The 23,685-nt window shown below is 66.4% G+C and carries 27 protein-coding genes and 1 pseudogene; 5 read left to right on the top strand and 23 right to left on the bottom strand.

The annotated features are described in order from the left end of the window. Positions 1-814, top strand: an 814-nt coding sequence (locus NA11_RS18515; protein ID WP_218023333.1) for an SDR family NAD(P)-dependent oxidoreductase, incomplete at its 5' end; no start/stop codon positions are given. Positions 815-890: 76 nt separating this feature from the next. Here the strand turns inward: NA11_RS18515 and NA11_RS18510 are convergent. The 11 genes from NA11_RS18510 to NA11_RS18460 form a co-directional block, all read right to left on the bottom strand. After that, complete coding sequence (locus NA11_RS18510) at positions 891-1,775, bottom strand: aminoglycoside phosphotransferase family protein (protein WP_084654747.1); 885 nt, start codon at positions 1,773-1,775, stop codon at positions 891-893. Positions 1,776-1,818: 43 nt separating this feature from the next. Then, a complete protein-coding gene (locus tag NA11_RS18505) occupies positions 1,819-2,430 on the bottom strand; it encodes a hypothetical protein (RefSeq protein ID WP_141717683.1) in 612 nt (203 codons plus the stop codon). A 140-nt stretch (positions 2,431-2,570) separates the two neighbouring features. Then, positions 2,571-3,527, bottom strand: a complete 957-nt coding sequence (locus tag NA11_RS18500; RefSeq protein WP_069163173.1) for an MlaD family protein — start codon at positions 3,525-3,527, stop codon at positions 2,571-2,573. Beyond that, a complete protein-coding gene (locus NA11_RS18495) occupies positions 3,524-4,597 on the bottom strand; it encodes an MlaD family protein (protein ID WP_084654740.1) in 1,074 nt (357 codons plus the stop codon). Before NA11_RS18495 ends, NA11_RS18500 begins: the two co-directional genes overlap by 4 nt. Next, the gene (locus NA11_RS18490) at positions 4,594-5,697 is read right to left on the bottom strand and encodes an MlaD family protein (RefSeq protein ID WP_069163186.1); all 1,104 of its coding nucleotides are present in this window, start codon (positions 5,695-5,697) and stop codon (positions 4,594-4,596) included. Before NA11_RS18490 ends, NA11_RS18495 begins: the two co-directional genes overlap by 4 nt. After that, positions 5,697-6,725, bottom strand: a complete 1,029-nt coding sequence (locus tag NA11_RS18485; RefSeq protein ID WP_069163172.1) for an MCE family protein — start codon at positions 6,723-6,725, stop codon at positions 5,697-5,699. Before NA11_RS18485 ends, NA11_RS18490 begins: the two co-directional genes overlap by 1 nt. Then, positions 6,713-7,717 (bottom strand): MlaD family protein, encoded by a 1,005-nt coding sequence (locus NA11_RS18480; protein WP_069163171.1) that lies wholly within the window; start codon positions 7,715-7,717, stop codon positions 6,713-6,715. The genes NA11_RS18485 and NA11_RS18480 overlap by 13 nt, the downstream gene beginning before the upstream one ends. Further along, on the bottom strand, positions 7,714-8,760 hold the full coding sequence (locus tag NA11_RS18475; RefSeq protein WP_069163170.1) for an MlaD family protein: 1,047 nt from the start codon (positions 8,758-8,760) through the stop codon (positions 7,714-7,716). Before NA11_RS18475 ends, NA11_RS18480 begins: the two co-directional genes overlap by 4 nt. A 3-nt stretch (positions 8,761-8,763) precedes the next feature. Next, on the bottom strand, positions 8,764-9,627 hold the full coding sequence (locus NA11_RS18470) for an MlaE family ABC transporter permease (protein ID WP_069163169.1): 864 nt from the start codon (positions 9,625-9,627) through the stop codon (positions 8,764-8,766). 1 nt (position 9,628) lies between these two features. Continuing rightward, on the bottom strand, positions 9,629-10,471 hold the full coding sequence (locus NA11_RS18465) for an ABC transporter permease (RefSeq protein WP_069163168.1): 843 nt from the start codon (positions 10,469-10,471) through the stop codon (positions 9,629-9,631). Positions 10,472-10,672: 201 nt separating this feature from the next. Further along, a complete protein-coding gene (locus NA11_RS18460) occupies positions 10,673-11,764 on the bottom strand; it encodes a calcium:cation antiporter (protein WP_218023332.1) in 1,092 nt (363 codons plus the stop codon). A 255-nt stretch (positions 11,765-12,019) separates the two neighbouring features. On the opposite strand from NA11_RS18460, the gene NA11_RS18455 reads away from it, so the two are divergent. Further along, entirely contained in the window at positions 12,020-13,165 is a 1,146-nt protein-coding gene (locus NA11_RS18455) for an FG-GAP repeat domain-containing protein (protein ID WP_069163166.1), read from the top strand. A 6-nt stretch (positions 13,166-13,171) separates the two neighbouring features. Here the strand turns inward: NA11_RS18455 and NA11_RS18450 are convergent, their stop codons facing one another. Beyond that, a complete protein-coding gene (locus NA11_RS18450) occupies positions 13,172-13,975 on the bottom strand; it encodes a transglutaminase-like domain-containing protein (RefSeq protein WP_174567695.1) in 804 nt (267 codons plus the stop codon). Between the two features lie 140 nt (positions 13,976-14,115). On the opposite strand from NA11_RS18450, the gene NA11_RS18445 reads away from it, so the two are divergent. Next, positions 14,116-14,778: a phosphate signaling complex PhoU family protein gene (locus NA11_RS18445; protein WP_069163164.1), complete on the top strand. Its 663-nt coding sequence runs from the start codon at positions 14,116-14,118 to the stop codon at positions 14,776-14,778. Positions 14,779-14,812: 34 nt separating this feature from the next. Here the strand turns inward: NA11_RS18445 and NA11_RS47190 are convergent, their stop codons facing one another. Next, entirely contained in the window at positions 14,813-15,142 is a 330-nt protein-coding gene (locus tag NA11_RS47190) for a LysR substrate-binding domain-containing protein (protein ID WP_369691138.1), read from the bottom strand. A 55-nt stretch (positions 15,143-15,197) separates the two neighbouring features. Continuing rightward, positions 15,198-15,710: pseudogene (locus NA11_RS47185) on the bottom strand (LysR family transcriptional regulator); the annotation flags it as partial. 70 nt (positions 15,711-15,780) lie between these two features. Between NA11_RS47185 and NA11_RS44865 the strand changes: the two are divergent. Beyond that, on the top strand, positions 15,781-16,137 hold the full coding sequence (locus tag NA11_RS44865; RefSeq protein WP_141717682.1) for a hypothetical protein: 357 nt from the start codon (positions 15,781-15,783) through the stop codon (positions 16,135-16,137). 232 nt (positions 16,138-16,369) lie between these two features. Here NA11_RS44865 and NA11_RS18430 read toward each other — a convergent pair whose 3' ends face one another. Continuing rightward, entirely contained in the window at positions 16,370-17,053 is a 684-nt protein-coding gene (locus tag NA11_RS18430) for a helix-turn-helix domain-containing protein (protein ID WP_069163162.1), read from the bottom strand. Positions 17,054-17,419: 366 nt separating this feature from the next. Between NA11_RS18430 and NA11_RS18420 the strand changes: the two genes are divergently transcribed. Continuing rightward, on the top strand, positions 17,420-17,674 hold the full coding sequence (locus NA11_RS18420) for a hypothetical protein (protein WP_069163160.1): 255 nt from the start codon (positions 17,420-17,422) through the stop codon (positions 17,672-17,674). A gap of 9 nt (positions 17,675-17,683) precedes the next feature. On the opposite strand, the gene NA11_RS18415 is transcribed toward NA11_RS18420, so the two are convergent. The 8 genes from NA11_RS18415 to NA11_RS18380 form a co-directional block, all read right to left on the bottom strand. Then, entirely contained in the window at positions 17,684-18,262 is a 579-nt protein-coding gene (locus NA11_RS18415) for a hypothetical protein (RefSeq protein WP_069163159.1), read from the bottom strand. A gap of 9 nt (positions 18,263-18,271) precedes the next feature. Next, positions 18,272-19,612, bottom strand: a complete 1,341-nt coding sequence (locus tag NA11_RS18410; RefSeq protein WP_069163158.1) for a hypothetical protein — start codon at positions 19,610-19,612, stop codon at positions 18,272-18,274. 1 nt (position 19,613) lies between these two features. After that, a complete protein-coding gene (locus NA11_RS18405) occupies positions 19,614-21,746 on the bottom strand; it encodes a phage tail family protein (RefSeq protein ID WP_069163157.1) in 2,133 nt (710 codons plus the stop codon). A gap of 126 nt (positions 21,747-21,872) precedes the next feature. Next, positions 21,873-22,169, bottom strand: coding sequence for a hypothetical protein (locus NA11_RS18400; protein ID WP_069163156.1), 297 nt, complete (start codon positions 22,167-22,169; stop codon positions 21,873-21,875). Between the two features lie 2 nt (positions 22,170-22,171). Next, on the bottom strand, positions 22,172-22,546 hold the full coding sequence (locus NA11_RS18395; RefSeq protein ID WP_069163155.1) for a hypothetical protein: 375 nt from the start codon (positions 22,544-22,546) through the stop codon (positions 22,172-22,174). After that, positions 22,546-22,968, bottom strand: coding sequence for a hypothetical protein (locus NA11_RS18390; protein ID WP_069163154.1), 423 nt, complete (start codon positions 22,966-22,968; stop codon positions 22,546-22,548). Before NA11_RS18390 ends, NA11_RS18395 begins: the two co-directional genes overlap by 1 nt. A 13-nt stretch (positions 22,969-22,981) precedes the next feature. Beyond that, positions 22,982-23,338 (bottom strand): hypothetical protein, encoded by a 357-nt coding sequence (locus tag NA11_RS18385; protein WP_069163153.1) that lies wholly within the window; start codon positions 23,336-23,338, stop codon positions 22,982-22,984. 2 nt (positions 23,339-23,340) lie between these two features. Then, positions 23,341-23,676 carry a hypothetical protein gene (locus NA11_RS18380; protein ID WP_084654739.1) on the bottom strand — a complete coding sequence of 112 codons (336 nt, stop codon included), beginning with the start codon at positions 23,674-23,676 and terminating at the stop codon, positions 23,341-23,343. Positions 23,677-23,685: the final 9 nt, after the last annotated feature.

Genomic DNA, 23,685 nt, shown 5'->3' with positions numbered 1-23,685 from the left:
GAATCCGCCGCGATACGAGCCGACCGCGCTGCGCCGGTTCGACGGCAAGACCGTGCTGATCACCGGCGCCACCTCGGGCATCGGCGCGGCCGCCGCGCGGCTGTTCGCCGCCGAGGGTGGCCGAGTCGCGTTCTGCGGGCGGCGCATCGACCGAGGCCGTGAGGTCGAGCGGGCGATTCGCGCGGCAGGCGGCGAGGCGACCTACATCCAGGCGGATGTGCTGATCGAGGATCAGGTGCGTGGTTTCGTCGAGACGGCGGTGAAAACCTATGGCGGACTGCACGTCGCGTTCAACAACGCGGGCATCACCATCCAGAAGAAGCTGCACGAGTATTCCAGCGCGGAGTTCGATCAGGTCATGCACACAAACCTGCGCGGCACCTTCCTCGCGATGAAATACGAAGTGCCGGAGATGATCCGCAGTGGCGGCGGCACCATCGTGGTCACCTCGTCGAGCAATGCGCTTGCCACCGACGGGGGCCGGGGCGCGTACACCGCGAGCAAGCGCGGGTTGGTCGGCCTGGTCCAGTCGGCTGCGCTGGACTATGCGGCCGACGGCATCCGAGTCAATGCGCTGATCCCCGGCACCACCGATACCGAGCTGGTGCGTCGCGCCGCAGGCATGGAGAACATCCCGGACGCCGCCTGGCAGACCTTGATGAAACAGTGGGCGGGCAGCAATGTTCCCGGCCTGGGCCGCCTCGCCACCGCCGCCGAGATCGCGGCGTTCGCACTGACGCTCGCCTCCCCCGAGCACCCGTATATGACGGGTGCTCAGCTGGTCATCGATGGCGGAAAAACCGCGCACGCGTGAACATCTCGCCAGTCGGCGACGTCAACACACGCGTACCGGTCGGTGAAGTCCGTGCACGCGTTGGCATCTCGTGCTGTCAGCGCAACGCCCATGGTGCGATCGCCTGCACCGAGGGGTAGCCCGGATCGTCGCTGTCCTCGTCTTCCGCGAACCATATCCAGTTGCGGGCACATTGGACGATTGTCCACGCGCGGGCGCGGTCCTGGTCGAGGCCTGCGAGGTCGACGACGGCGGCGAATCGGTGGTCGAGGGTGGATTCGGTGCGCCGGTTCCACAGCAGCGACAGGGTGGTGAACTCCGGGTCGCCCACCAGTGGCTGCGGGTCGATGGCCAGCCATGGTTCACGGTGTCCGGCAAGGACATTCTCGAAGTGCAGGTCCTCGTTGGCCAGCAGTTGGGCGGAGGTAGGGCCGAGCTGGGTGCACACCTCGACCGCGGCATCGAGCAGCTTGCGCGGAAACGGCTCGCCGAGCCGGGCCCAGTCTCTCGGCAGTTCCTCCGCCCACACCGCCGATTCGGTGCGCAGGTTGCGCGAAATCCCTTGCGGTGCAGGGATGGACAACCTGCGCAACAGTTCAGCGATGATCCGCACCGCATCGTCGATCGGCTCGGTTTCCAGTGATCGTCCCGAGTCCAACCGCTCCAGCAGCAAGGCGCCGTGCTCGGCGTCGCTCTCGAGCAGCAACACCGCGCCGTCGCCACGCCAGACCGCCAACGCGACCGGCTCGTCCTTGGTTTCCGGCGTCAGGTAGGCCAGTTTCAGCACGGCCGCGCTGCCGTCGGCGCGCCGGACCGGAAGCACCAGCCCGCCGTAGCCGTGCATCGAGGGGCCGTCGACGGTGAGCTGCCAGCGATCGCGATAGTCGGCGACCAGGTCGGGCAGGCGATCGAGCCAGGCGCGGGCGGGCGCGCCCTCCTGTTTCGCGAGACGGGTGGCGAAGAATTCCGGGACAAGGGTCACGGCTTCGAGCATCTCAGCCGTGTCGATCGATTTTCGATCGGCGTTACCGCGGGCCCGGCACGGCAGGCAAGGGTTCCGGCTCGCCGCCCTGCCCCTGCGGCACGCAGAGCCACTGACCTTCTGGACCGAGTGCCCACTGCGCGACGATCCCGTTGCGCGAGCAGTCGTCGCCGACTTGATGTTCGTCGCGTCCTTGCGCTTGCGGCACGCACATCCACTGTCCGCCACGCAGATCCCACTGCGCGACAACGCCGCCGGACGAACAGTCCTCGCCGACTTGATGTTCGGCACCGCCCTGCCCCTGTGGCACGCACATCCATTGCCCGCCACGCAGATCCCACTGCGCGACGATGCCGCCCGCCGAGCAGTCGTCGCCGATCTTGCGGGCGGGCAGCGGCGGTGCGACCGGTGTCGGCGGCCCAGGACTCAGCCGGGTCGGTGCGGGCGAGGGCAGTGTCGGCGGCAGGGTGCGCGACGCGCTGGGTGGCGTTGCGGTCGCGGTGGCCGACGGCGTCGTTTTCGGGTCCGCCGAGTCGGTGCCGGAGCGCAGCAGCAGCCCGATCGCGACCACCAGCGCCAGCGCGGCGGCGAGCACGGCCGCGATGGCCAGCACGCGGGTGTTGTCGGATCCGCGACCGCGGTCGGGTGTCACCATCGAAACCGCCTTCACTGCTGACAGGAAAAACCGGTACGAATGCTGAGCTACCCGGCACGTTACCCGAACGTTGCTGGGCCGATGATCGAATTATGAGAATTGTATTTTTGCAGGTAAATGCCACTAAATGAATTAGCTGATCATTTGACGGTGACCCGCACCTTGACCGCATCGTCGTCGGTCGATGCCAATGCCTGCGATATCAGCGCGCTGATATCGATCTTGGGCGCCACCGAATTGACGGCCTCGAGGAGCGGCTGCAGCACCGGCAACGTCTCCTTCAGATCCGGGCCGACCTTGTTCAGCCACTCGGTCAGCTTCTGCAGGAACGGCACCGTCCCGTTGGGTTCGAGATACTCCTCCGGGTTGCGACCGGTGCTGGTCAGCCTGCCGACCGATTCGACGAGCGCGTTCAACGACTCGCCGAACCGCACCAGCGCGGGGGCACCCGCCTCGGCGCCGGGACCGGTCCACTCCATATCACCTGCGGTGAACTGGAAACTGCGGAGCAGTTCGGCGATCCTCGGCTCTCGCGACATGATCGTGGAGGCGAGCAGGTCGCCCGCGCGGGTCAGCCCGGGAATCACCGGCGCGGTGCCGTCGAGCGACTGGCCGAGGTTGCTCACCAACGAACCGACCACCACCGGATCGAGCTGATTCAGGGTGTTGCTGAACAGCCGGGCGACCTCGGGGATGGACCGCGGCGAGAGCACCTCCGAGGTGTCGAGCCGCTGACCGTCCTTCAGGTACGGGCCGTTGTCCGCGATCGGCTTGAACTGCACATACGGCTCACCGAGCCCGGACAACTGTTCGATGGTGATCGTGCTGTTGGTCGGCAGGCGGTCGGTGTTGTTCACCCGGAACCCGACCTCGACCCCACTCATGGTGCTGTCCACGGAGGTGACCTTGCCGACCGGGATGCCGGTGAGCAGGATCGGCGAGCCGACGGCGAGCCCACCCGAATCCTTCAAAACCATGGAGGCATGGGTGTATTCGGCGAACGGGTCGGCGCGCACCACGTCGAAGGTCAGATAACTCGCGCCGAGCACGGTGATGGCGGCGATGCCACCGAGCGAGGCAAGCGAACCCAACTTCATCGCACCACTCCGATCATGCGCAAGATCTGGATGATCCGATCGATCTGGTCTTGCTGAGATACCGAATCCACCTGCACCTTGGTGACATTCACCTTGGGCCCGTGTTCGGCGAACGGAATCACCTTGTCCCGCAAGAACTCCACCAGCAGCTTCAGGTTCGTCGGCTTGCTCAGATCGAGCGGACCACCCGTGGCCAGCGGCACGAACGCCTTCAACGTGCCGTCCACGCCGCCGAGGACCGGGGCGAGCCAGGTCAACGACTGCCCGAGCGGACCGAGCTGGGCGAAGATGTTCGTCACGTTGTGGATGGAGCTCACCGAATCGGTGACCCGCTGCACCGATTTCTCGCTGAGCAGTTCCTCCAGCTGCGGCATCAGCCGGTAGTTCTCATAGACGTTGGCGTCCAAGCCATCCAGCATCTGGGTGACCTTGTCCTGGTTGGCCGCCAGGTCGATGAGGTCGGAGCGCATCGTCTCGGAGATGCGCGCGGTCTCCTTCGGTTCCGGCGGCAACACCGAGTTGAACCGGCCGATGATGTCCTGCAGATTGCCGACCGCACCGCCCTGGTTGAAGAAGGCCAGCGCGGCCATCGTGTCCTCGAGCTGCACCGGTGCCTTGGACCGCGATATCGGGATGGTGTCCCCCGAGCCGAGCAGCGAGCCGAACCCGTCGGGTGGGGTGGTCAGGGCGAGGTGGATATCGCCGAGCACCGTGTTCTGCCGCAGTTCGGCGATGGTGGTCTTCGGCAGTCGCGCCGAGGTCGAAATGTCGGCGTCGACAACGACATACCCGCCGCGACCGGCGGGCGCCTTGTCTGCGGGCACGACGGTGACCTTGTCGACCGTGCCGACCTGGGCGCCGTTGGCGACCACCTTGGCGCGCGCAGGCAGATTGAGGACGTTGGCGAATTCGATCCGGATCCGATACGTGTCGCCGGACACCGTGGTGCCAGGCACCGGCACCGAGGACGGATCGAAGGCGCAGCCGCCGACCGCGAGCCCGGCCGTCACCGCCAGCGCTACCGCGATGTGCCGCAACGGAATACGCCGTGACCAGAAGTATCGGCTCATCGGGCACCTGCCGTTCCCAGTACCAGTCGTGCGATGTCGACGTCGACCAGGCCGTTCGCGGCGCCGGAGCAGCGTCCCGGTGCGATCGCATTCACGGCCGCGCACACCTGTTCGGCGTTCTGTTCCGGAATCCGCACCCGAGGCGGGGCATAGGTGATGCCTGCCGCGTTGGTCGACTGGTCGGTGACGGTGCGGAATCCGGCGACGAGGCCGGGCACCATCATGATGATGTCGCGCAGCGATCCGACGTTGGCGCGCAACAGCTTTATCAGCGGCACGGTGAAGTCCAAGCCACGCAGGATCGTGCTACCGAACATGGTGACGATCTCATTCAGCATGGGGAACACCTGGCGCAGTGCGTCGAACAGTTCGACGCCGGGCAGGAGTAGATCGTCGCTGGACTGATCGAGCACCGGTCCGACCCGCGTCATCATGGATTTGATGTCGGGCCAGTACTGGGCGACCTTCTTCGACACCGCGGCGAACGAATCGAAAATGCCTGCCAGGTGGGCGATGTCGGCGTCCGGTGAGGAGACCGCGGAGCCGAGCTTGTGGATCAGCGCGTTGATCTGCGGGCCGGTGCCGGAGGACGCCGCGTCCAACGTGGCCAGCCCCTTGGACAGCGAATTCTGCTGCCCCGCCTCGGCGCCGTTGAGCTGTTCGGACAACTGCCCGAGCGCGTTGAGAGTTTCGGTGAGACTCTTCGGCGTCACCGTGTTGGTGATGCAGGTGCCCGGCGCCCAGCGCTGCAAGTTCTTACCGCTGGCCAGCACCGCGAGATTGCGGTCAGCGACCACGGTGTCCGAGACCGTGGTGGCCGAAGCATCCACGTAGACAGGGTATTTCGCGTCGACTTCGAAGTCGACGCGGACATCCTTACCCTGATTGTGCACCTTGCTGACGCTGCCGACGGTCAGACCGCGCATCGTCACCTGATTGCCCGGATACAGCCCGATGCTGTCGGGCATGATCGCGCAATAGGATTCGGTCCGCTTCAGCGGATCGAAGGCGATGAGATAGCCCGCCACCGCGACGGCGGCTACGACAACGGCCCCGGCGATCGACATGAACGCCCGGGATCCGAGCACCTGTTTCAGCATCAGCACGCCTTTCCGGGAAGCGGGATGCACACGCCCGCGGGCGCCTGGATCGTCTGGCCGGACTGGTCCACCGTCACACCGCCGTCGGGCGCGAACTGCTGCATCTTCTGCCCGAGACTCTTGGTGGCGTTGATGAGCGGTTCGATGCGGTCGGTCAGCCCCTCCAGCTTGTTCACCGCGTCGGCCAGCGGCTGCGCCATCGGCTTGAAGGTGGATTCCCAGGCAGGCACCAGGAAGGTCGCGCGCTGCAACACGCTCTTGAGATCGGCGATCGCTTCGCGCAGCGTTGCGCGCTTGTCGATCAGCACGGTCTCGAGCAGGTTGATGTTGTCGATCATCCGGTGGAACTCGCCCTTGGCGCTGTCGTACAGCTTCACGTTCTCGTCGGCCACCGCGATGGCGTTGGACACCTGGGTCCGCTGCCGGTCGATGGCGTCGACGAACTTGCTGACCGTGTCCAGCGTCGTGCGCAGCGTCTGCGGCGCCGCGGTGACCGACTTGTCCAGCGCGGCAAGGTTTTCGCGCAAGGTGCTGCCGTCGATCTTGCTGAGCGGCGCGGTCGCGTCTTGGAAGGTCTGCACCAGGCTGTAGGGCAGCCGCACCCGATCGACCGGAATCACCTTGCTGCCCAACGGCTTCTTGCCCGCCGGGGTCACCGCGACATAGTGCCCGCCGACCACGGTCAGCATGCGGATGTCCAGCGTCGTCTCCTCGCCGAGGAAGACATCGGAGTCGACGGTGAACCGCATGACCACCCGATCCGGCTTCAGCTCCAGCGATTTCACCTTGCCGACCGAGATGCCTGCCAGGCGCACGTCATCGCCGGCCTTTACCGACTGCGCCTCGGACAGCTCGGCGGTGTAGGTCGTCTTGCCGATCGGCACCGCGTACAGCACCCCGGCCACCACGATGCCGATCAGCACGAGCACCGCGCCCGCGATGCCGAGCCGCACCTCGCGGCGCTGCGTCGACGGCTCGTCGAGCACCGGCTTCTCGCCGCCGAACCAGCGACCGATCATGCCTGGCATATCGCCACCTGCTGTCCTGCGATCAGTACCCGCAACGGCATGGGCACCTCGGCATTTCCCTTGCTGCACACCGGTTTCACACTCGCCGGAGTGCTCGGCAGCGCGTTGTCGAGCGCGGTGATCAGCGCGGGCAGCTTGCTGAACAGCTCGACGGCCTGCTTGGTATCCGGGAAGACGGTGCGAATCAGTGCGTCGACGTCCTGGCCGCTGTCCTTGGTGATCCCGAGCGTGCCGAGCAGCCGGTCGAGCGGGCCGAACACCCCCGGCCCGGTATCCGCGAAATCGGCGAGCCCGTGCACACTTTCGGCCAGCGACTGGTAGATGTCGGTGTACTTGGCCAGCAACGGCACCAGATAGTGCTGCCTGCCGCCGACCTTCTCGTTGAGCTCGGACATGTTGCGCACCACGGTGCCGATCACCGCCTGCCGGTTGCTGGCATACTTGCTCAGCTGGTCGATCGCGTCCAACGCCGCGCCGACGCCGCTGCTGTCACCCTCGACCACCGCGAGCAGGCTCTTGGTGAACTGGTTCACCTGCTCGGGAGAGAATGTGGCCAGCACCGGCTTGAGGCCGTTGAACAGGCTCGTCACGTCGAAGGACGGCACCGTCATCTTGGTGTCGATGCGCGCGTCCGCCGGGATCCGGACACCGGGTTTCGGCTGCTGCTGCAGGTCGATGTAGCGCTGGCCGGTGAGGCTCTGGTAGCGGATGGCCAGCATGGAGTTGTCGTAGATCGGCGTATCGGTCTTGACCGTGAGCTCGACCTTCGCCTTGTCGCCCTCGAGCGACAGGCCCTCGACCTTGCCGACCTGCACGCCGTACATGCGCACGTCGTCGCCGACCTTCAGCCCGTTCGCGTCGGTGAAGATCGCGTCGTGCGCCTCCGAGTCGCCGCCGACCGGGCGCTTGATCGCCGTCAGCACCAGCGACAGGATCACGACCATGACCGCGGCGAACAGAGCGAGCCGCCAGGCCGCACCACGTACCGTCATCGGGCACCTCCTGGAGTCGCGGGGGAACCGAGCAGGGGCACCGCGATACCGGGCACGCCACGCAGGTCCACGTCGAGATCGAGGACCGGCCCGTCCGGCGTATCCGGCATCGCACGCCGCAGATTTCCGAGCAGTGCGCGCAGGTCGGCGGCGGACTGCTGCGGCCGAGGGACCAACTGCGCCAACATGACCAGCGTCGGCGCGAGCATGTCGGTGGTGCCGGAGAGGTAGCCGCCGGTGACGCCGAGCGTCTTCGACACCTGGGGAAGGATGACGTTGTTCATCGTCTCCACGGCGTAGTCGAAGTGCTGCTTGTCGGTCTGCACGATGTTGATGTGGTTGAGCCGGTTGATCACTTCGACACCGGCGGCGGCGAATTTGGAGGCACCGGTGAACGCGGGCCCGAGATTGCCTGCCAGTTCGGAGGGTTTCATCGTCTGGTTGTCGGCGATGCTGCGCGCCACCGTGATCAGCGCCTGCATCAGCGGCGTGAAGGCACGGAAGTCGGAGGACAGCTGCGAGAGCGCCGTGACCATCTGCGGGGTCAGCACATTCGCGCCGACCTGGGACAGGCTGCGCAGCACGCTGCCGAGGGTGGCGTCGTAGACATCGGCGGCGCGCTTACCGGTGAACTCGACAAGCGCACCGTTGTGCAGCGGGGAACCGCCTGTCCCACGGCGCAACTCGATCTCGCTGATGCCGAACAGGTTGGCGGGTGAATAGTCGATCTTCATGCTGTCGTCGATGCCGTGCAGCCGGGAATCGTCGAGCTGCAAGGTGATTCGCTGGGTGCCGAGCGCGTCCGGCACCACCCGCGCGACCTTGCCGACCCGAACCCCGTCCAGCCGGACATCGCTGCCCTCGCTGATGCCGTCGCCGATCTGCTCGGTGCGCAACGCGATACGCAGTCCGTCCGGCGAGCCGGTATTGCGATAGACGACGGTCGCAAGCACCACCACCACGATGAGCAGCAGCACCGACCCGCCGACCACGCGCGACTTCCCGCGGTCGGCATCGACCCCTGGCATTCCATACTTCGGCATCCGCTACCCCGTAAAACTGATCGCCGAGTTGAAGCCCCACAGCGCGATGGACAGCACCATGTCGATCGCGATGATCGCGACCGAGCTGGCGCGGACCGCGCGCCCCGACGCGATGCCGACACCCTCCGGCCCGCCGGTGGCGAAGAACCCGTAATAGCTGTGCACCAGGATCACTACCGTTCCGAAGATGGCCACCTTGATCACCGAGGCGATCACGTCGAAGCCGGAGACGAACTGGAAGAAGTAATGGTCGTAGACGCCGGCGGACTGGCCGTGCACCAGCGTGATCAACCCGCGGCACGCCGCGTAACTCAGGATCAGCGCGATCAGGAACGTCGGCACGATAGCGAGCGCGCCGGCGACCACCCTGGTCGTCACCACGAAGGGCACCGAGCGCAGGCCGAGCGCCTCGATCGCGTCGATCTCCTCGGAGATGCGCATCGAGCCGATCTCCGCGGTGATCCGGCAGCCCGCCTGAGCGGCGAAGCCGATCGCTGCCGCGATCGGCGCCAGCTCGCGCGTGGTCGCGTAGGCCGAGACGAGGCCGGTGACCGGACCCATGCCGAGGGTGTCCAGGGTGGCGAAGGCTTCGACGGCGACCGACGCGCCCATCACCAGACCGAGCACGCCCATCATCGGCACCGTGCCGCCGCCGACGATGACCGAGCCGCGGCCCCAGGTCATATCGGAGATCGCCCGCATGGTCTCGCCGCGATACCGCTTGAGCGTCAACGGAATCGCCGAGAGCACCTGCCACACGAACACCGCGACGAAGCCGAACGATTCGGCGGCGCGCACCAGCGCGCTGCCCCGGCGCGCGTAGCGCTTGATCCAAGCAAATCCCTTGGGCGCGTATGACGTTGCCATATCAAGCCAACTTCGTCGGTAGGAACATCGCGGTGACCTGGGCGGCGACCAGGTTCACGACCACGATCGACATCACCGAGAGCACCACCGCCGCGTTCACCGCGTCGGCGACGCCACGCGGGCCGCCCTTGGCCTCCAGCCCACGCTGGCAGGCGATGACGGCGACAAGGAATCCGAAGATGATCGCCTTCAGCAGGGACACCCACACGTCGGCGGGCGTGGTGAACGATCCGAAGGTGGCCCAGTAGCTGCCCGGCGTGACGCCGAGGCCGGCGATCGCGACCGCGTAGCCGGACAGCACGCCGACGAAGATGATCAGGATGTTCAGCAGCGGCGCGACGACAAGCATCGCGGCCATCCGCGGGATCACCAGGCGGTGCACCGGGCTGATGCCCATGGTTTCCAGCGCGTCGATCTCCTCGCGGATGGTGCGCGCGCCGAGGTCGGCCGCGATGGCCGCCGAGCCAGCGCCGCCGAGCAGGAAGCCGGTGGCGATCGGCGCGCCCTGCTTGATGACGCCGAGGCCGCCGGTCGCGCCGAGCAGCGAGTCCGCGCCGAGGGTGTGGATCAGGTTGCCGACCTGGACCGAGACGATCACGCCGAACGGGATCGCCATCAGGATCGCCGGAATCGCCGTGACGGTCACCAGTCGCCAGGCCTGCAGCAGCGCCTCGCGCCACTGGAACTGGCCGCGAACGAGATCGGTGCACCCGCCGACAACAGATTCGTGGGCAATGCCGACCGCCCGGCCGAAGGTCCGCAACGAGGACACGATGGTGTCCGAGAAATTCTTGCGAACGACCGCGGCCGCGGACTCGTCGACTTTCCGTGTGTCCGGCGTCATTGCCGATGCCCTTTGGCCGCGCCTGCGGCACGTTGTGTGTCGAAGTTCATGGCGCACTCTCCGCATCCCGGCAATCAATGCCAACTAATTGCAAGCTAATCGTTACGCTGGGTCACAACAAAATCGAAGAGCTGTGACCCTTGCCACTAAAAAACGATCCTTGCCATCCTGGCGAATGATGCGTGATCCGAATCACTTCGCCTAGGGACTAGCGGCGAGGAACACAAAAGCCGAGAACAGGGCTAAATGGACACCGCCCTGCAATAGCGTCGCCCGGCCGGGAACAACCGTGAGTACGCCGACAACGACTGTAAGCCCGAGCAGCACCATTTGGGTGGCACCGAGGCCGAGCACCAGCGGACCATCTAGCCAGATAGTTGCTACGGCGATCGCCGGGATGGTCAACCCGATGCTCGCCATCGCCGAACCGAGCGCGAGATTGAGGCTGATCTGCACCCGATCTCGCCGCGCGGCCCGCACTGCGGCCAGGGTTTCCGGCAGCAGCACCAGCAGCGCGATCACCACGCCGACGGCGGAGGGCGGTAGCCCTGCCGAGGCGACGGCGGATTCGATGGACGGGGACACCACCTTGGCGAGCCCGACCACACACACGAGCGCGACGAACAGCAACGCCAGGCTCACCACGGCGGCCTTGGCGGTCGGCGAATCATCGTGGTCGTCATCGTCGGCGACCACGCCATCACCCTCGACGGGCAAGAAGTCGTCCGGATGACGCACCGTCTGCACCATGACGAACAAGCCGTAAAGCGCCAGCGAGGCGACCGCGGCGAAGACCAATTGGGCAGGCGAGAACTCCGGTCCGGACGCGCTGGTGGTGAAGGTCGGCAGCACGAGGCTCAGTGTGGCCAGGGTCGCGACGGTGGCCAGCGCGGCGCCGGTGCCCTCCGCGTTGAACACCGCTACCCGCCTGCGCAGCGCGCCGACCAGCAGCGCAAGGCCGAAGATGCCGTTGCAGGTGATCATCACCGCGGCGAAGACGGTGTCGCGGGCCAGCGAGGCAGCCTTGTCACCGCCGGAGATCATCAACGTGACGATGAGCGCGACCTCGATGATGGTCACCGCGACCGCGAGCACCAGCGACCCGAACGGCTCGCCGACCCGGTGCGCGACCACCTCCGCGTGATAGACCGCCGCGAGCACCGCGCCGATCAGCGCGGCGGCCACCACGACCACCGCGACTCCGGACAAACTTCGCCCCCAGGTTGCCGCGAGCGCCACGGCGGCGAGGAGGGGGATGTACACGGTCCAGCGTTCGGTCAACACACGGATCATGGGTCCCATCGTGGCAGTCGACGCGCCGTGTCCAGGTCAGCGCGGTGCGGCGTTCGTGTCGCGCGACACCTGGGCACACTGTCGCGCGCGCCGAAGAAAAGTCGGGCGGAATGCCGAATTCGCGTTGGCACAGTGCCGGAATCCACGGCACGCCGATAGACAATTCGACGAATTGTCATAGATATAAAGGCGTCTCTGTGAGCCGGGCCATAAAGTCCGGGCCCTGCAATACCTCTCAGCACACCGGGACAATTCATGAACGCTTCTCGCCTTCGTCCGCGCGGCCTGGTTCTCGCCGCGACCGCTGCCACCCTCTGTCTGATCACCCCGATCGCCGCACACGCCGCAGGCACGATCACCTTCGCGCCGAAGGTGGATTCGCCCTCCGGCGGCCAATTTCCGTCATGGGGACCAGGCCCGTCACCGATCGGCATGGTCACCGCCGACTTCAACGGGGACGGGAAGGCCGATGTGGTCGCCGCCGATTTCCAAGGGGCGGGGCCGGTGCTGATGACCGGACAGGGGAACGGTCGCTTCAACACCGGGACCAGAGTCGGCAATGTCGGCAACGGGTTCGGCGCGATCGGCGTCGGCGACCTGAACGGCGACGGCAAGCCGGATGTCGTCGCACAGGCGTGGACGACGATCGCGACGTTCCTCAACAACGGCAACGGCACCTTCGGCGCGCCGAAGAAGTACTTGGTGCTCGAAGGCGCGCAGCAGGAGGTGATCGTCGCCGACGCCAACGCCGACGGCAAGGCCGACGTGCTCGCACTGGTGCCCACCGGCGTGCAGACCTGGTTCGGCAAGGGCGACGGCAGCCTCGATGCCGGGCCGACCAGCTCGATCCCCGGCGTCGCCGCTGCCTTCACAGTCGGAAAGTTCAACGCGGACAACAAGATCGATATCGCGATCAACAACGACCTGCTGCAACAGGTGCAGGTCTTCACCGGCGACGGCGACGGCTCCTTCACCCGGCGCGGCGCGAGCACGTCGGGATTGATCACCGAGGACATCCGCGCAGGCGATTTCGACGGCGACGGCATCGACGATGTGATCACCGCCGATTCGTTCTCGCTCAGCACCACGCTGCTGTTCTCCAACGGGCAGGGTGGTTTCAAGAAGACCGATCGGATCCCGCTGTCCGGACTCGGCCCGACCAGCATCGCGGTCGGCGACTTCGACAAGGACGGCAAGCTGGACGCCGCGATGTCCGCGGTGATCAGCTCACGGATGGTGATCTTCCAGGGCAACGGCACGACCGTCACCAAGACCGGCGATTTCGAGGTCACCTTGGCCCCGCAGACGCCGGCGCTCGCCGACTACGACGGTGACGGCAAGCTCGACATCGCGGTGGCAGGCGCGGTGAATGCGGTGTCGTTCCTGAAGAACAACTCCTGATCCGGCTCAGCCGAGCGAGACCGGAGTGACGTGGTCGTCGAACGGTAGATAGCCCTCGACGAACGCGGTCACCCGCAGGCTGTTCACGATGATCTCGCCGCCGTGGTTGTCCAAGAACGCCACGTCGGAGGCGTCGCGGCCGGTGGCGATCCGGACCAGCGTCGAACGCGGAGCCAGGCCGGTGGCGTCGAGCGCGCGCCAGCTGCCGTCGACATAGGCCTCGGCCACCGCGTGGAAGTCCATCGGCGAGCAGCCCGGCGCGTACACCGACACCACCCGCGCAGGCACTTTGACCGCGCGAAGCAAAGCGACGACCAGATGGGTGAAGTCACGGCACACGCCTGCACCGGACAGCAGAGTCTCCACCGCACCGTCGATGGGGTCGCTGCTGCCCGCGACGTAGCGGATCCGGCGCCCGACCCACGCCGACACCCTGGCAGCGAGCTCGGCATCCGGTGGGCCGGAACCGAATTCGGTGGCGGCGAAGCCGAGCAACTTGTCCGACTCGGCGAACCGGCTCGGCCGCAGATAGAGCGCGAGGTCGTAGTCCGACGGCGCCTGCGGTGGCGCGGCGCCGAGGACGGTCGCGCTGTAGTTCGCGCGCAAAGTGCCTGTGCCGACGGAGAATTTGTGGATCCTGGTGCCGTGCGGACCGGTGATCTCCCACGGGTTGACGATCCAGCCGTCGAGGTCGAACACCAGGGATTCGGTCAACTCCAGATTCGGCTGCCTGGCCACGGCGATCTGGAATTCCACGGTGGTTGGCGCGGTGATCGCCACCTCGAGCTGGGCCGAGACATCGCGCTTCACTACACAATCCTGCCAGCCGCGGTCCAATGCCTCCATATTCTCGGCCATCGGCGCGGATTCGGCATCATATGCGTAGTCATTTAGGTGACCAGGAGGGGATTCATGGGTCTGGACACGGAGATATAGGCGAGAATTTGCGCGTGCGCACCCAGTTCACTCGCGAGCTCGTCGCGTTGACCAATGACTTGACGTTGATGTGCAGACTCACCCACGACGCGGCCGAACGGGTGACCGAGGCGCTCGTCGGCGCCGATCTCACCGCTACCTACGAGGTTTTCGCGCTCGACGAACGACTACAGACCATGTACAGCGCGTGCGAGGCACGCACCGTCGTGCTGCTCGCGTTGCAGGCGCCGGTGGCGCGCGATCTGCGGCACGTGGTCACCGCCATTCAGATCGCGACCGAGCTGTCCAGGATCAGCGGGCTGGTCAGCCGGGTCGCCGAGCAGGTGTATCAGAGTCACCCGGGACATGTTGCCCCGCAGACCATTCTGGAGATCCTCGCGGCCATGGGCAGGCTCGCTGCGCAGCACACCGCGCTCAGCGGCCAAGCCGTCGCCACCGGTCATCAGGAACCGATCAGCGAGCAGGATTCCGGCGCCACTGCCATGGATGCCTTGCACCAGCAACTGCATACGGTGCTCGCCGACCCCACAGTGGCGCAGCCGACCACAACGGCCATCGATATCGCGCTGCTCGCGAATCATCTGGAACGCTGCATGGATCACACCGCCCGCATCGACCGGCTGATCCGGTTCCTGGACACCGGGATTCCGCCGACTGCCCAGCCGGTCGACTCTTGAGCTCGCGGGCCGCGACCCACTGTCCTGCGTCAGGTCAGGTGGTGTCGCGGCGGGCGATGGCGTAGAGGTCGCGGGCCGGACCGGTCAGCCGGTCGCCCGTCGGCCAGACGGCACGAAGGACGCGCTCCAGTTCGAGGCCGGTGACGGTCGGCGAAACCAGGGTGCCCGCAGCGATTTCGGGCGCGACGGCCAGCGAACTGAGCACGGCAGGGCCCGCACCCGAGGCGACGGCGGTCTTGATGGCGGTGGTGGAGGACAGTTCCAGCGCCACCTCGGGTGACCAGCCCTTGCGTAGGCGAGTGACCGCGTGCTCGAACCAGGTTCGGGTGCCCGAGCCGGATTCTCGTTGAATCAGCGGGGTCAAGGGTGACCGTGCCGCGCCGGGCCCACCGATGCGAGGGCGGCACCACGACGACGAGCCGGTCCCGCGCGACCTGATGCGACGCCAATCCCGGGAAGTGCTGCGGGCTTTCGATGAATCCGAGCGCGGCCCTCCGGTCGAGCACGGCCTTGGCGACCTCGACGGAGTTGCCGGACTCCAGCGCGAGGGCAGTGCCGGGCGCGGTGGCACGCAACTGCATCAGCCAACCGGGGAACAGGTACTCGGCGATGGTCTGGCTTGCCGCGACGCGCAACTGCGAGTGCCGCTGTGCGCGCAGCGTGTCGATGCCCGCGTCGAGCTGTTCGGCCGCGTGCACCACACCGCGCGCCCACTCGGCGATCAGCGACCCCGCCGCGGTCGGGCGGGAACCGAGGGTGGTGCGCTCGAGCACCGGCATCCCGACGAGCTTCTCCAGGTACCGGATCCGCGAGGACGCCGAGGGCTGGCTGATGCCGTGTGCCTGCGCCGCACGACCGAGGCTGCCCAGCTCGATCACCGAAAGCAGCAGGTCGAGCGCGGCCAGGTCGGGGACGCGCGGCGACAACGGCATAGAACGAGTCTATGCATGCATAGGAATGGGCCTGCTACCTGACACGACAAGTTGCGACGACGCTGGAGACATGACCGCCACCGTGAGCTTCGAACCCGCCGCGCCGCGGCGTCAGGTCGGCGAGGTCGAGTACCCCGCCGAGTCCCGTGTTCAGCATGCTGAGCGCCGCGTTCCTGGCAATCATGAGCAGCGCTCCCAGAGTGGGCGCCGCGCCCTGCGCAATGACGAGCCGAGCGCGCTGCGGCACTTCGGGCCGAACTGGTTCGCCGCGGTGATGGGCACCGGCATCGTCGCCAACGCGGCAAGTTCTAAAGGTGCCCTCTGCTTCCGGGCGGGGTGCAGGCCCGTTGGGAGCGGGCCCGCCTACCGTCTGGGGTCGGTCGGCATATCTGCTCGGGAAGTCTGCGCAAGTACCCAGTCGGCATAGTCGGGTGCGCATTCGAGCGGATGTACTCGAACCGTCGCATGGGGAGCGTGGCGGCGGATCTGGTCTACATGGTCGGCCCGTGTGTAGAGACGGGCCAACACGTCAACTCCGTTGTCGGGGTGGGAACGTTCATAAATGGTGGCGGTTGCTGCGTACCGCTCGGCAACCAACGTGCTCGCGAGGCTGGCGAACCACGCTCGTGGTACGCCAGCCCAATTCAGATACACCGTTGCTACGGTGACGTTTTCGGCCATGTGAGTAGGTTTCCGTTCGGTTCGGCGTCTGCAATTGCCGCTGCAAGCTGCTGTTCGGCAAGTTCCTCGGTGCGCGCCAGAACGGCCCACCCGTAGACAACGATTCCGTCGTAGTCGGGTCCGCACCATTGGCCGATTGCGTGCGTTCCTTGCGGATGCAAGGTGAAGCAGTACGAGCCCGAATAGTCGGTACCCTCGTCGGCCGACTCATACCAGCCAATGAGCGTCCGGGTGGCTCGGCGGTGGGTGAGTTCGCCAACCCACGCGTAATCGCCTGCCTCGATAGCGTTCTCGCCTTGGGCACGCTCACCGTCGAGGCTGAGGAAGTCGCCATCCTGAATGATCATTACCGCATTGGTGTCGACGCGTTCAATCGAGTCTTTCCAGACTTGGCAACTGACCCACCAGCGCCCGGACAGATCGGGTCCGGTGTGCGGGCGGCCGAACAATTGGCCGGGCGCGATGCCGAGTGCTTCGGCGATCTTGTCGAGGATTGATCCGGACGCTTCTTGGTCGCCCTGTTCGTATCGCCCGATCTGGCGCTGACTGACTCCGACTGCTTCGGCGAGTTCGGCTTGGGTCATGGGCTCGCCCGTCTGCGGGTTGATCACTCGGTTGCGGAAGTGGGCGATGTTCTTGGCGATCCGGTCCTTGGCGCTCATTGCCTGCTCTCCATTCACTGCGGGGTACTTCGCTCCCAAAATGATCCCCGATCCGAAGGTGCGGCGCGTCCTACCAGGACTATAGTCCTCATAGGACTAGTCCGATGAGGACTTATAAGTCCTCCAACCAAGGAGAGCCGCATGTCAGACCAGCGATTCAAGGGTGTGTGAGATGAGGTGGGATGATGCGCTACTCGCGAAGGTTGATTGCCATAACACCGCCTGGCCGAGTTCCAGCGTCACGGCTGCGCACAACGCGATGCAGGTACATCGAGAGTGCATCGTCGGCGAGTGCGACGCGAAGACGGCAGCGTTCCAGACTCTGAAGGACGCACGCCGGTTGGTGCCCGACTCGGGGCGCACCCGGTGAGCGCATGGGCCGATGATGGCGACTACGCAGGATTCCTCCAGCACGAGGACGGCAGCTGGTCCGTCGTGGGGGAAGACGGCTTTACGATGCCGCTCGGGTCGGCCGATGTTGATGCGCTCCTGGCCTCCGGCCTGGTCGCGTTGTGCGATATTCAGGTGATCGACGTCAAGCCGCTGTCGGTGCGGGACCTCGACCCATACCCACCGACCGAACTCGAACGCGGCCGAGACGACAAGGAAATCGAGCCCTGACAGCGGGGGCTACGGCGCGGCGCGGACGTAGGTCATGGTCAGTCTGCCGCGTAGGTCGAACATAGCCTGCCCGCCGGTGAGTACGGCCCCGCTATCTTGGGTGACCAGTAGGCGGAGCTCGTCTCCGGCGGCGAGTCGGCGGGTGCCAGTGCAGGTGGTGATGTTGTCCCATGCGTTGGCGTTGTCGGCGCGGGCGAGGACGGCTCCGGCGCTTCCGGCGTTTTTGGTGATTTTGACGGCGCGGCGTCCGTTGGTGTTGGCGTCCCAGGTCCATACGGCTTCGATGAGGTAGAGCCCTGCTACGCGGCAGATGAGCCCGTTTGTCGAGTACTGGGGTTGCCCACCGGGGCGGGTGTCCCATTCGGCGGTTTGCCAGGTCACTGTTGTGTCGACGCCGTTGGGCACGCTCATGGCGGTGGTGCGTACTGCCGATACCGACGGCGGCGCGCCGGAACCGGGTGGGATGCTGGTCTGGGAGAATGTGGATTCGATCGCGGTGGCGAGGGACCGGATTTGTTGTGCGCCTTGCCATATGGCGTCGGTTTCGTCGGGGTAGGGCCAGCGGTAGCGGGGTGTTTCGCCGGGCACGAGGGTCTCCTAGGAGGGCGGGTAGACGCCGGAGTGGGTGAGGTAGCGCAGGTCGTTCCAGCTGACGGCGTCCGATAGTTGTCGGGGTGAGCCGGTGGCCCATGGGAGGTTTTTGTCGAGGTCTGCCCAGGTGACCTGTGGTGTGGGGTTGGTTTTCCATACGTGTTGCAGTGTGGTGGTGATGATCCATCCGTGGTCGTAGGTGATGGTTCCGCCGATGATGGCGAACACGGGCCATAGTTGGGGTAGCCATGCGGTGTAGAGCGAGGACGAAACGTAGGTCACCGCTTGGGTTTCGGCGGCGAGGGTGAATGTCTCGGCTTCGGTGCGGGTGTGAAATCCGCTGGTGCGGCGGGTGTCCCAGGTGATCGGCGGGTGCGGGGGCCGTGCGCCTTCGTATTGGGCGCGGTTGAGTACTTCGGTCACCAGGGGTTCGATGTGTGCGTCGTTGTCGAACCAGGAGTCGAATTGCAGGGTGCGGCGCCCGTGGGTGTCGCCGTCGGCGGGGACGGCGAAGGTAGTTCGGTCGCCGCCGTCGGTGTCTTTCCAGTTGACCTGTACGCGGTTGATGACGGAGTTGGGGGCGAGTTGGATTCCGTCGTCGGTGCTGGTGTGGTGCCCTGCCAGTCCGGTGCCTTTGTGGGTTTGCCCGTCGTAGGCGATATCGCCTGCTTGGACGTAGATCAGCCCGTCGGGCATTTGGACCAGGTAGGCGGCCACGTCGTGGTTGCGGCGGTAGAGGTGGCGTATGACGTTGGTGTGTGGCTGGTAGGAGTAGGTGTCGCCTGCCGACATATACATTTCGTCGACGAGCCCGTGTAGGTCGCGGTCGCCGACGTCCAGCGGCGAACAGGGGTGCTCGGTCACGCCGGGATAGATGTAGAACGCATCGATCTCGGCGGGTGTCGCCGCTTGGGCTATGCGGTTCGCGCGGGTGATCATGGATTCGGTGGGCCAGGTGCCCGGAGTGGTCATGACGACGTTGCCCAGATCGGCGTCACGGGCGGCAGCGGTGATCGCCAGCACCCACCCGTGGGGCCCTGACGGGGTGGCGGTGGCGGCGGTGATGCGTCCGGCGAACCAGCGCAGCGACGCGGCTTCCGGGTGTTCCCACCACAGTTCGATCCGGCGGCCGATCACGGTCGTTGTCGCGAACTTCTCGGCCCAGGTCCCGGTCCGGTCGAGGATGGATAGTTGCGCGGTGGCGGGTCGGGCGTGGGACAGGTATTCCGATCTGCCCCAGTCGACTGTGATCCCGTCCAGTGCGAGCGGGGCGGTATCGGCGTGTGTGGCTGCGCATTCCACGCGTTCGCCATCGATGAGCAGGTAGGGGGTGGGGTTGAAGGCCATGTCATGCCACCTTGAGGTTGATCGCCGACGCTGCGCCGACGGTGATGTTGCGGGCGCGCAGTACCCGCTGGATTTGCTGAGCGGTCGATTGCGGGTCTATCGCACCGTTGATGGTGATGTTGATGGTGGTGACCTGCGGTGGCGGTGCGGCCGAGACGGCTCCGACCCACCCCGCCAGGGTCGGCGCGGCGGCGCGCAGCTCGGGTCCAGACGCGGCGAAGGTGTCGAACCCGGTGGGCAGGAGCCGCGTCACGTCGGCACCGGTGGGGATCGCGGCCAACTCGGCAGCGCGCCCGCCGAAGAACTTCTTGAGCCACGAGGGCGGGGAAGGGAACCGCAACGAGCCCAGGACGCTCAGCAGCGACCGGACCGCGCCAACGACGGTGTTGATCGCGGAGCGGATCACCTCGAACGCTGAGCGGGCCGGGCCCGCCATCCGCGAGAGCACCTCGGGGACGCGGGCCACGCCCGCGGTGAAACGATCTACCAGTGGATTGACGTGGCTGACAATTATGTTCGCTAGCGATGTGAGGGCCTTGACCACGGTCACGACCACCGGGGTGGCGGCGATCATGGCCTTGGCCAGTAGCGGCAGAATCGAGGCGGCCAACCGGACCAGAGGCGGCACCAGTGGGACCACGGCCACGATCAGATCCGCGAACGCGCGCACCAGCAGCGGGAGCACGCCGCTGTCGACCAGCATCTTGATCGCCGCCACCAGTGATCCGGCGATCTCGGTCGCTACCTGCTGCACCACGGGCACCAGGCGCGTGAACAGATCCGCGATGGTCGGCAGGATCGAAACAAGCCCTCCGGCAAGGGATTTCGCCAGCGCCACGAACAACGGAGCCAGCGAGGAGACCGCTTGGAGGAGTCCGGCGGCCAAGATGCCCGCCAGGCGGACCAGGTGCGGGAGCAGCGAGACGACGGCCCGCACGATATCGGCGAACGCGCGGGCGATCAGCGTCAGCACCCCACTGTCGACCAAGGTCTTGATCGCCTGCATGAGCGATCCAGCGATCTCGGCGGCGATCTCCGCCACGACCGGCACCAGGCGGGCGAACAGGTCCGCCACGGTCGGAAGGATCGAAACGAGCCCTCCGGCAAGGGATTTGACCAAGGCAGCGAAGGATGGGGCCAGCGCTGAGACCAGCTGCGCCAGTCCGGCGGCGAGGATGCCCGCCAACCGGGCCAATGGCGGCACCAGCGGGGCCACGGCCGTAGTCACTGCGGAGAGGGCACGGGCGATCTGCGGGAGCGCGCCGGTGCTGATCAGTGCGTCCAGCGCCCCGGTCAGCGCGCCGCCCACGGTCGCGGCCATCTTCTCCAAATATGGTGTGACACTGGTGATCACGCGCCCGAGACTGGCGAATACGCTGCCCAGGGCGGGGCCGACGACCGCGCCGAGACGGGCGAACAACGCGACGACGGGGCCGATCAGAGCGCCCAGACCGGTCAGTGCCTGCGCGAACCCAGCGAACAACTTGGTCAAGGTGCCGTCGGCGGCGAGACGGGAGAACGCTTGCCCGATCGCGCCGAGCACACCCCCGAACGCGGTGCCGATCCGGCCCGCGACCGACGCGGCGGACGCGCCGAGGTCGAGTATGCCTTGGGTCAGTTTCGTCAGACCGGGCGCCAGGCTGGCAACGAATGTCTGTGCACCGGAAAGGATTCGATCTATCGCGGCGGCACCGGGACCGGTCAACTGTGCCACGACGGCCCCGAACACCCCCGACACGGCCGACGCGATACCGGTCATCGCGGGAGTGATCCGGTCGAGCAGCCCGGACAGCTGGACGAATGCCGGGGCCATCTCACGCGCGAACGTCGCGGAGACGGCCTCACGTAATCGTGCCAGTGCCGGGGCCGCCCCTTGGGCGGCCTGCTTGATGCCCTCCATTCCCACCTTGACCGCAGCCAAGGCGGGGGCGGCGAGCAGCCCGAGCCCGACCAGGCCGACGCCGAGGTTGCCGACCGCGCCGAGAGCGAACCCGAGAGCGGAGGTGATTGCAGCGAGTTTGGTTGTGGCGGTGGCGAATCCGGCGACAGCGCGGGCGGTGCGGTCGAGTTCGCGGCGCGCGGCCGACCCGTCGCCGAGGATGCGCACCGACAGTATCGCTGTGCGACCTGCCATCGGCTTATCCTCCTTCTCTGGCTCGTTCGGCCGACTCTTCGAGCACGGCTATGGCGGTGGCGATGATCTCGTCCGGCTCCGTAAGCCATTGCGACGGCATGGTTTTCGTCGCAATAGCGAGTTCGACTATGAGTCGTTCGACGGAGCCGGGTTCGTAGGGTCCACCACGTGTTGTCCTGCCTCCGACACAGCGGCGGCAGCGGTGACGAACTCGTCCCAACTGCCGGGGAAGAGCCCGAGTCGGCGCAGCGCGGCATAGCCCAGGAAGTTCAGGAACGTCAACGGGTCGTCTTGGGGGGTGTCCCAGTTGTGGGTGCGCCGCGTGCGGGCATAAGCCATCTGGTCGGCCACGGTGGTTTCGATGCCGTGGTGTTCGGTGCCGTCGAGCATCGCGATATCGACAACAATCCTGGATACAGCCATTTCTAGAGTCCTTTGACTTGGTCGAGTAGTTCGTCGCGGTGGCGCGCATACAGCCCCACCCACCCCGGTTCGCTCTGTTGTGCGGCACGGGACACGAACGGATCAGCGGCGATAGCGCGGGCGGGCCAGCCCCAATGGATCGGCCCGGCATACGGGGTGGTGTTGTCGCCGACGCGCACCACCCCGCCGCGTCGGGTGCCCGTGACGCGGATGGTGCCGACGAGTCGGCCGGTGCGGCGCGGGGCGAGCGAGCGGGCCCGCACCGCCACGAGTGCGGCGGCCGAGCGGTGCACCTGGCGTAGCTCGTTCATGCCCGCCGCAGCGCGGCGCAGCGTGGCTTCGAGCCGGGCCGCGCCCTGCACGTGTGCCGATGCCATTACGGGGTAGGGGTCGGGTCGAAGGGCACCGGTTGCCCGACCAGCGACCATTCCACCTCAGCGGTCGGCCTGGTCTTGACTTCGCCACCGATCGACAACGGGTCAACAGTGATGATTCCTTGAAATCCCTTGTCCAGCACCGTGTTAGGTACGAACTTGAACGGCTGCTGTTCGCCTGCGTGGGTCAGTGACCATTCGTTGATGCCGCCCGTGGACAGGTCTTGGACGATGGTGGCGTTCAGCGTCCAGGTGTAGGTGATCTCACCGGGCACCACATCACCACACAGCGTTCTCAGGTCGTCTTCTTTGTCCTTGTCGGGCTTGAGCACGGCACTGGTGATCTGACACGAAATATCGATCAGGGTTCCGGTCGCACCCAGCGTGAGGGTGCCGGGCCCCATCTTGAACGATCTGGCAGGCATAAGCTGTTGTCTCCTAACAGGTTTCGATGTCGACAGTGAGACGGAACGCGGGCAGCGGCCCGCCACCGCCGGGCAGGGTGACCCGCTCCGACAGCGAGGTATCCCCATCGGGTTCCAACACCGTCAGAGCCCTCGTGAGCATCCCGGACAGTGCCCAATAGGCTTGGGCTGCACCGGTATCCGGGGCGATGAGGTACACGTCGACAGTGACGGTGCCACCACCACCGAGTAGGTCATGGGCGATGGATCGGCCGGTCACCCACGCACACGGCGGGTTGAGGTCGCGCGGGTCGACTCCTGCCCGCACGCCAGCACGGCGCAGCGCGGCAACGACACCGCCGAGTACGGCGGTGATATCGAGCTCAGCCATCCTCAGCCCACCGCCGGACGCGCATAGCTACCAAGGCCGAGCAGGATGGCTAGGTCAGGGTCGTTGCGCTGCACGTAGATCGGGCCCAGCTCCCCGAAGGACTCGACCCCCGCCGGGGAGTTGCGGCGGCGAAACAACCGTGCGGCGAGCATCACCGCGCCCTGGCGTTTGGACTCGGGCCATAGTTGCGGCGGTATCGGTGCCGAAAACCATTCCACCATAAGCGAATTCACCGCGTTGACGGCCGTTGTCACGGCCGCGTCGTCGCTGGGGTCAGCAAGGCGTAGATAGGTTTTCACCGCTGCGTCGGTCGCTGGGGTCTGCATGGGGGTCGTCACGGCGGGGCC

Origin of the sequence: Nocardia altamirensis NBRC 108246 (assembly GCF_001612685.1) — a bacterium.
In the GTDB taxonomy this organism is placed as follows: Bacteria; Actinomycetota; Actinomycetes; order Mycobacteriales; family Mycobacteriaceae; genus Nocardia; species Nocardia altamirensis.
Note: the sequence above shows the minus strand (reverse complement) of the source record. Positions and strands in the feature narration are given on the sequence as shown.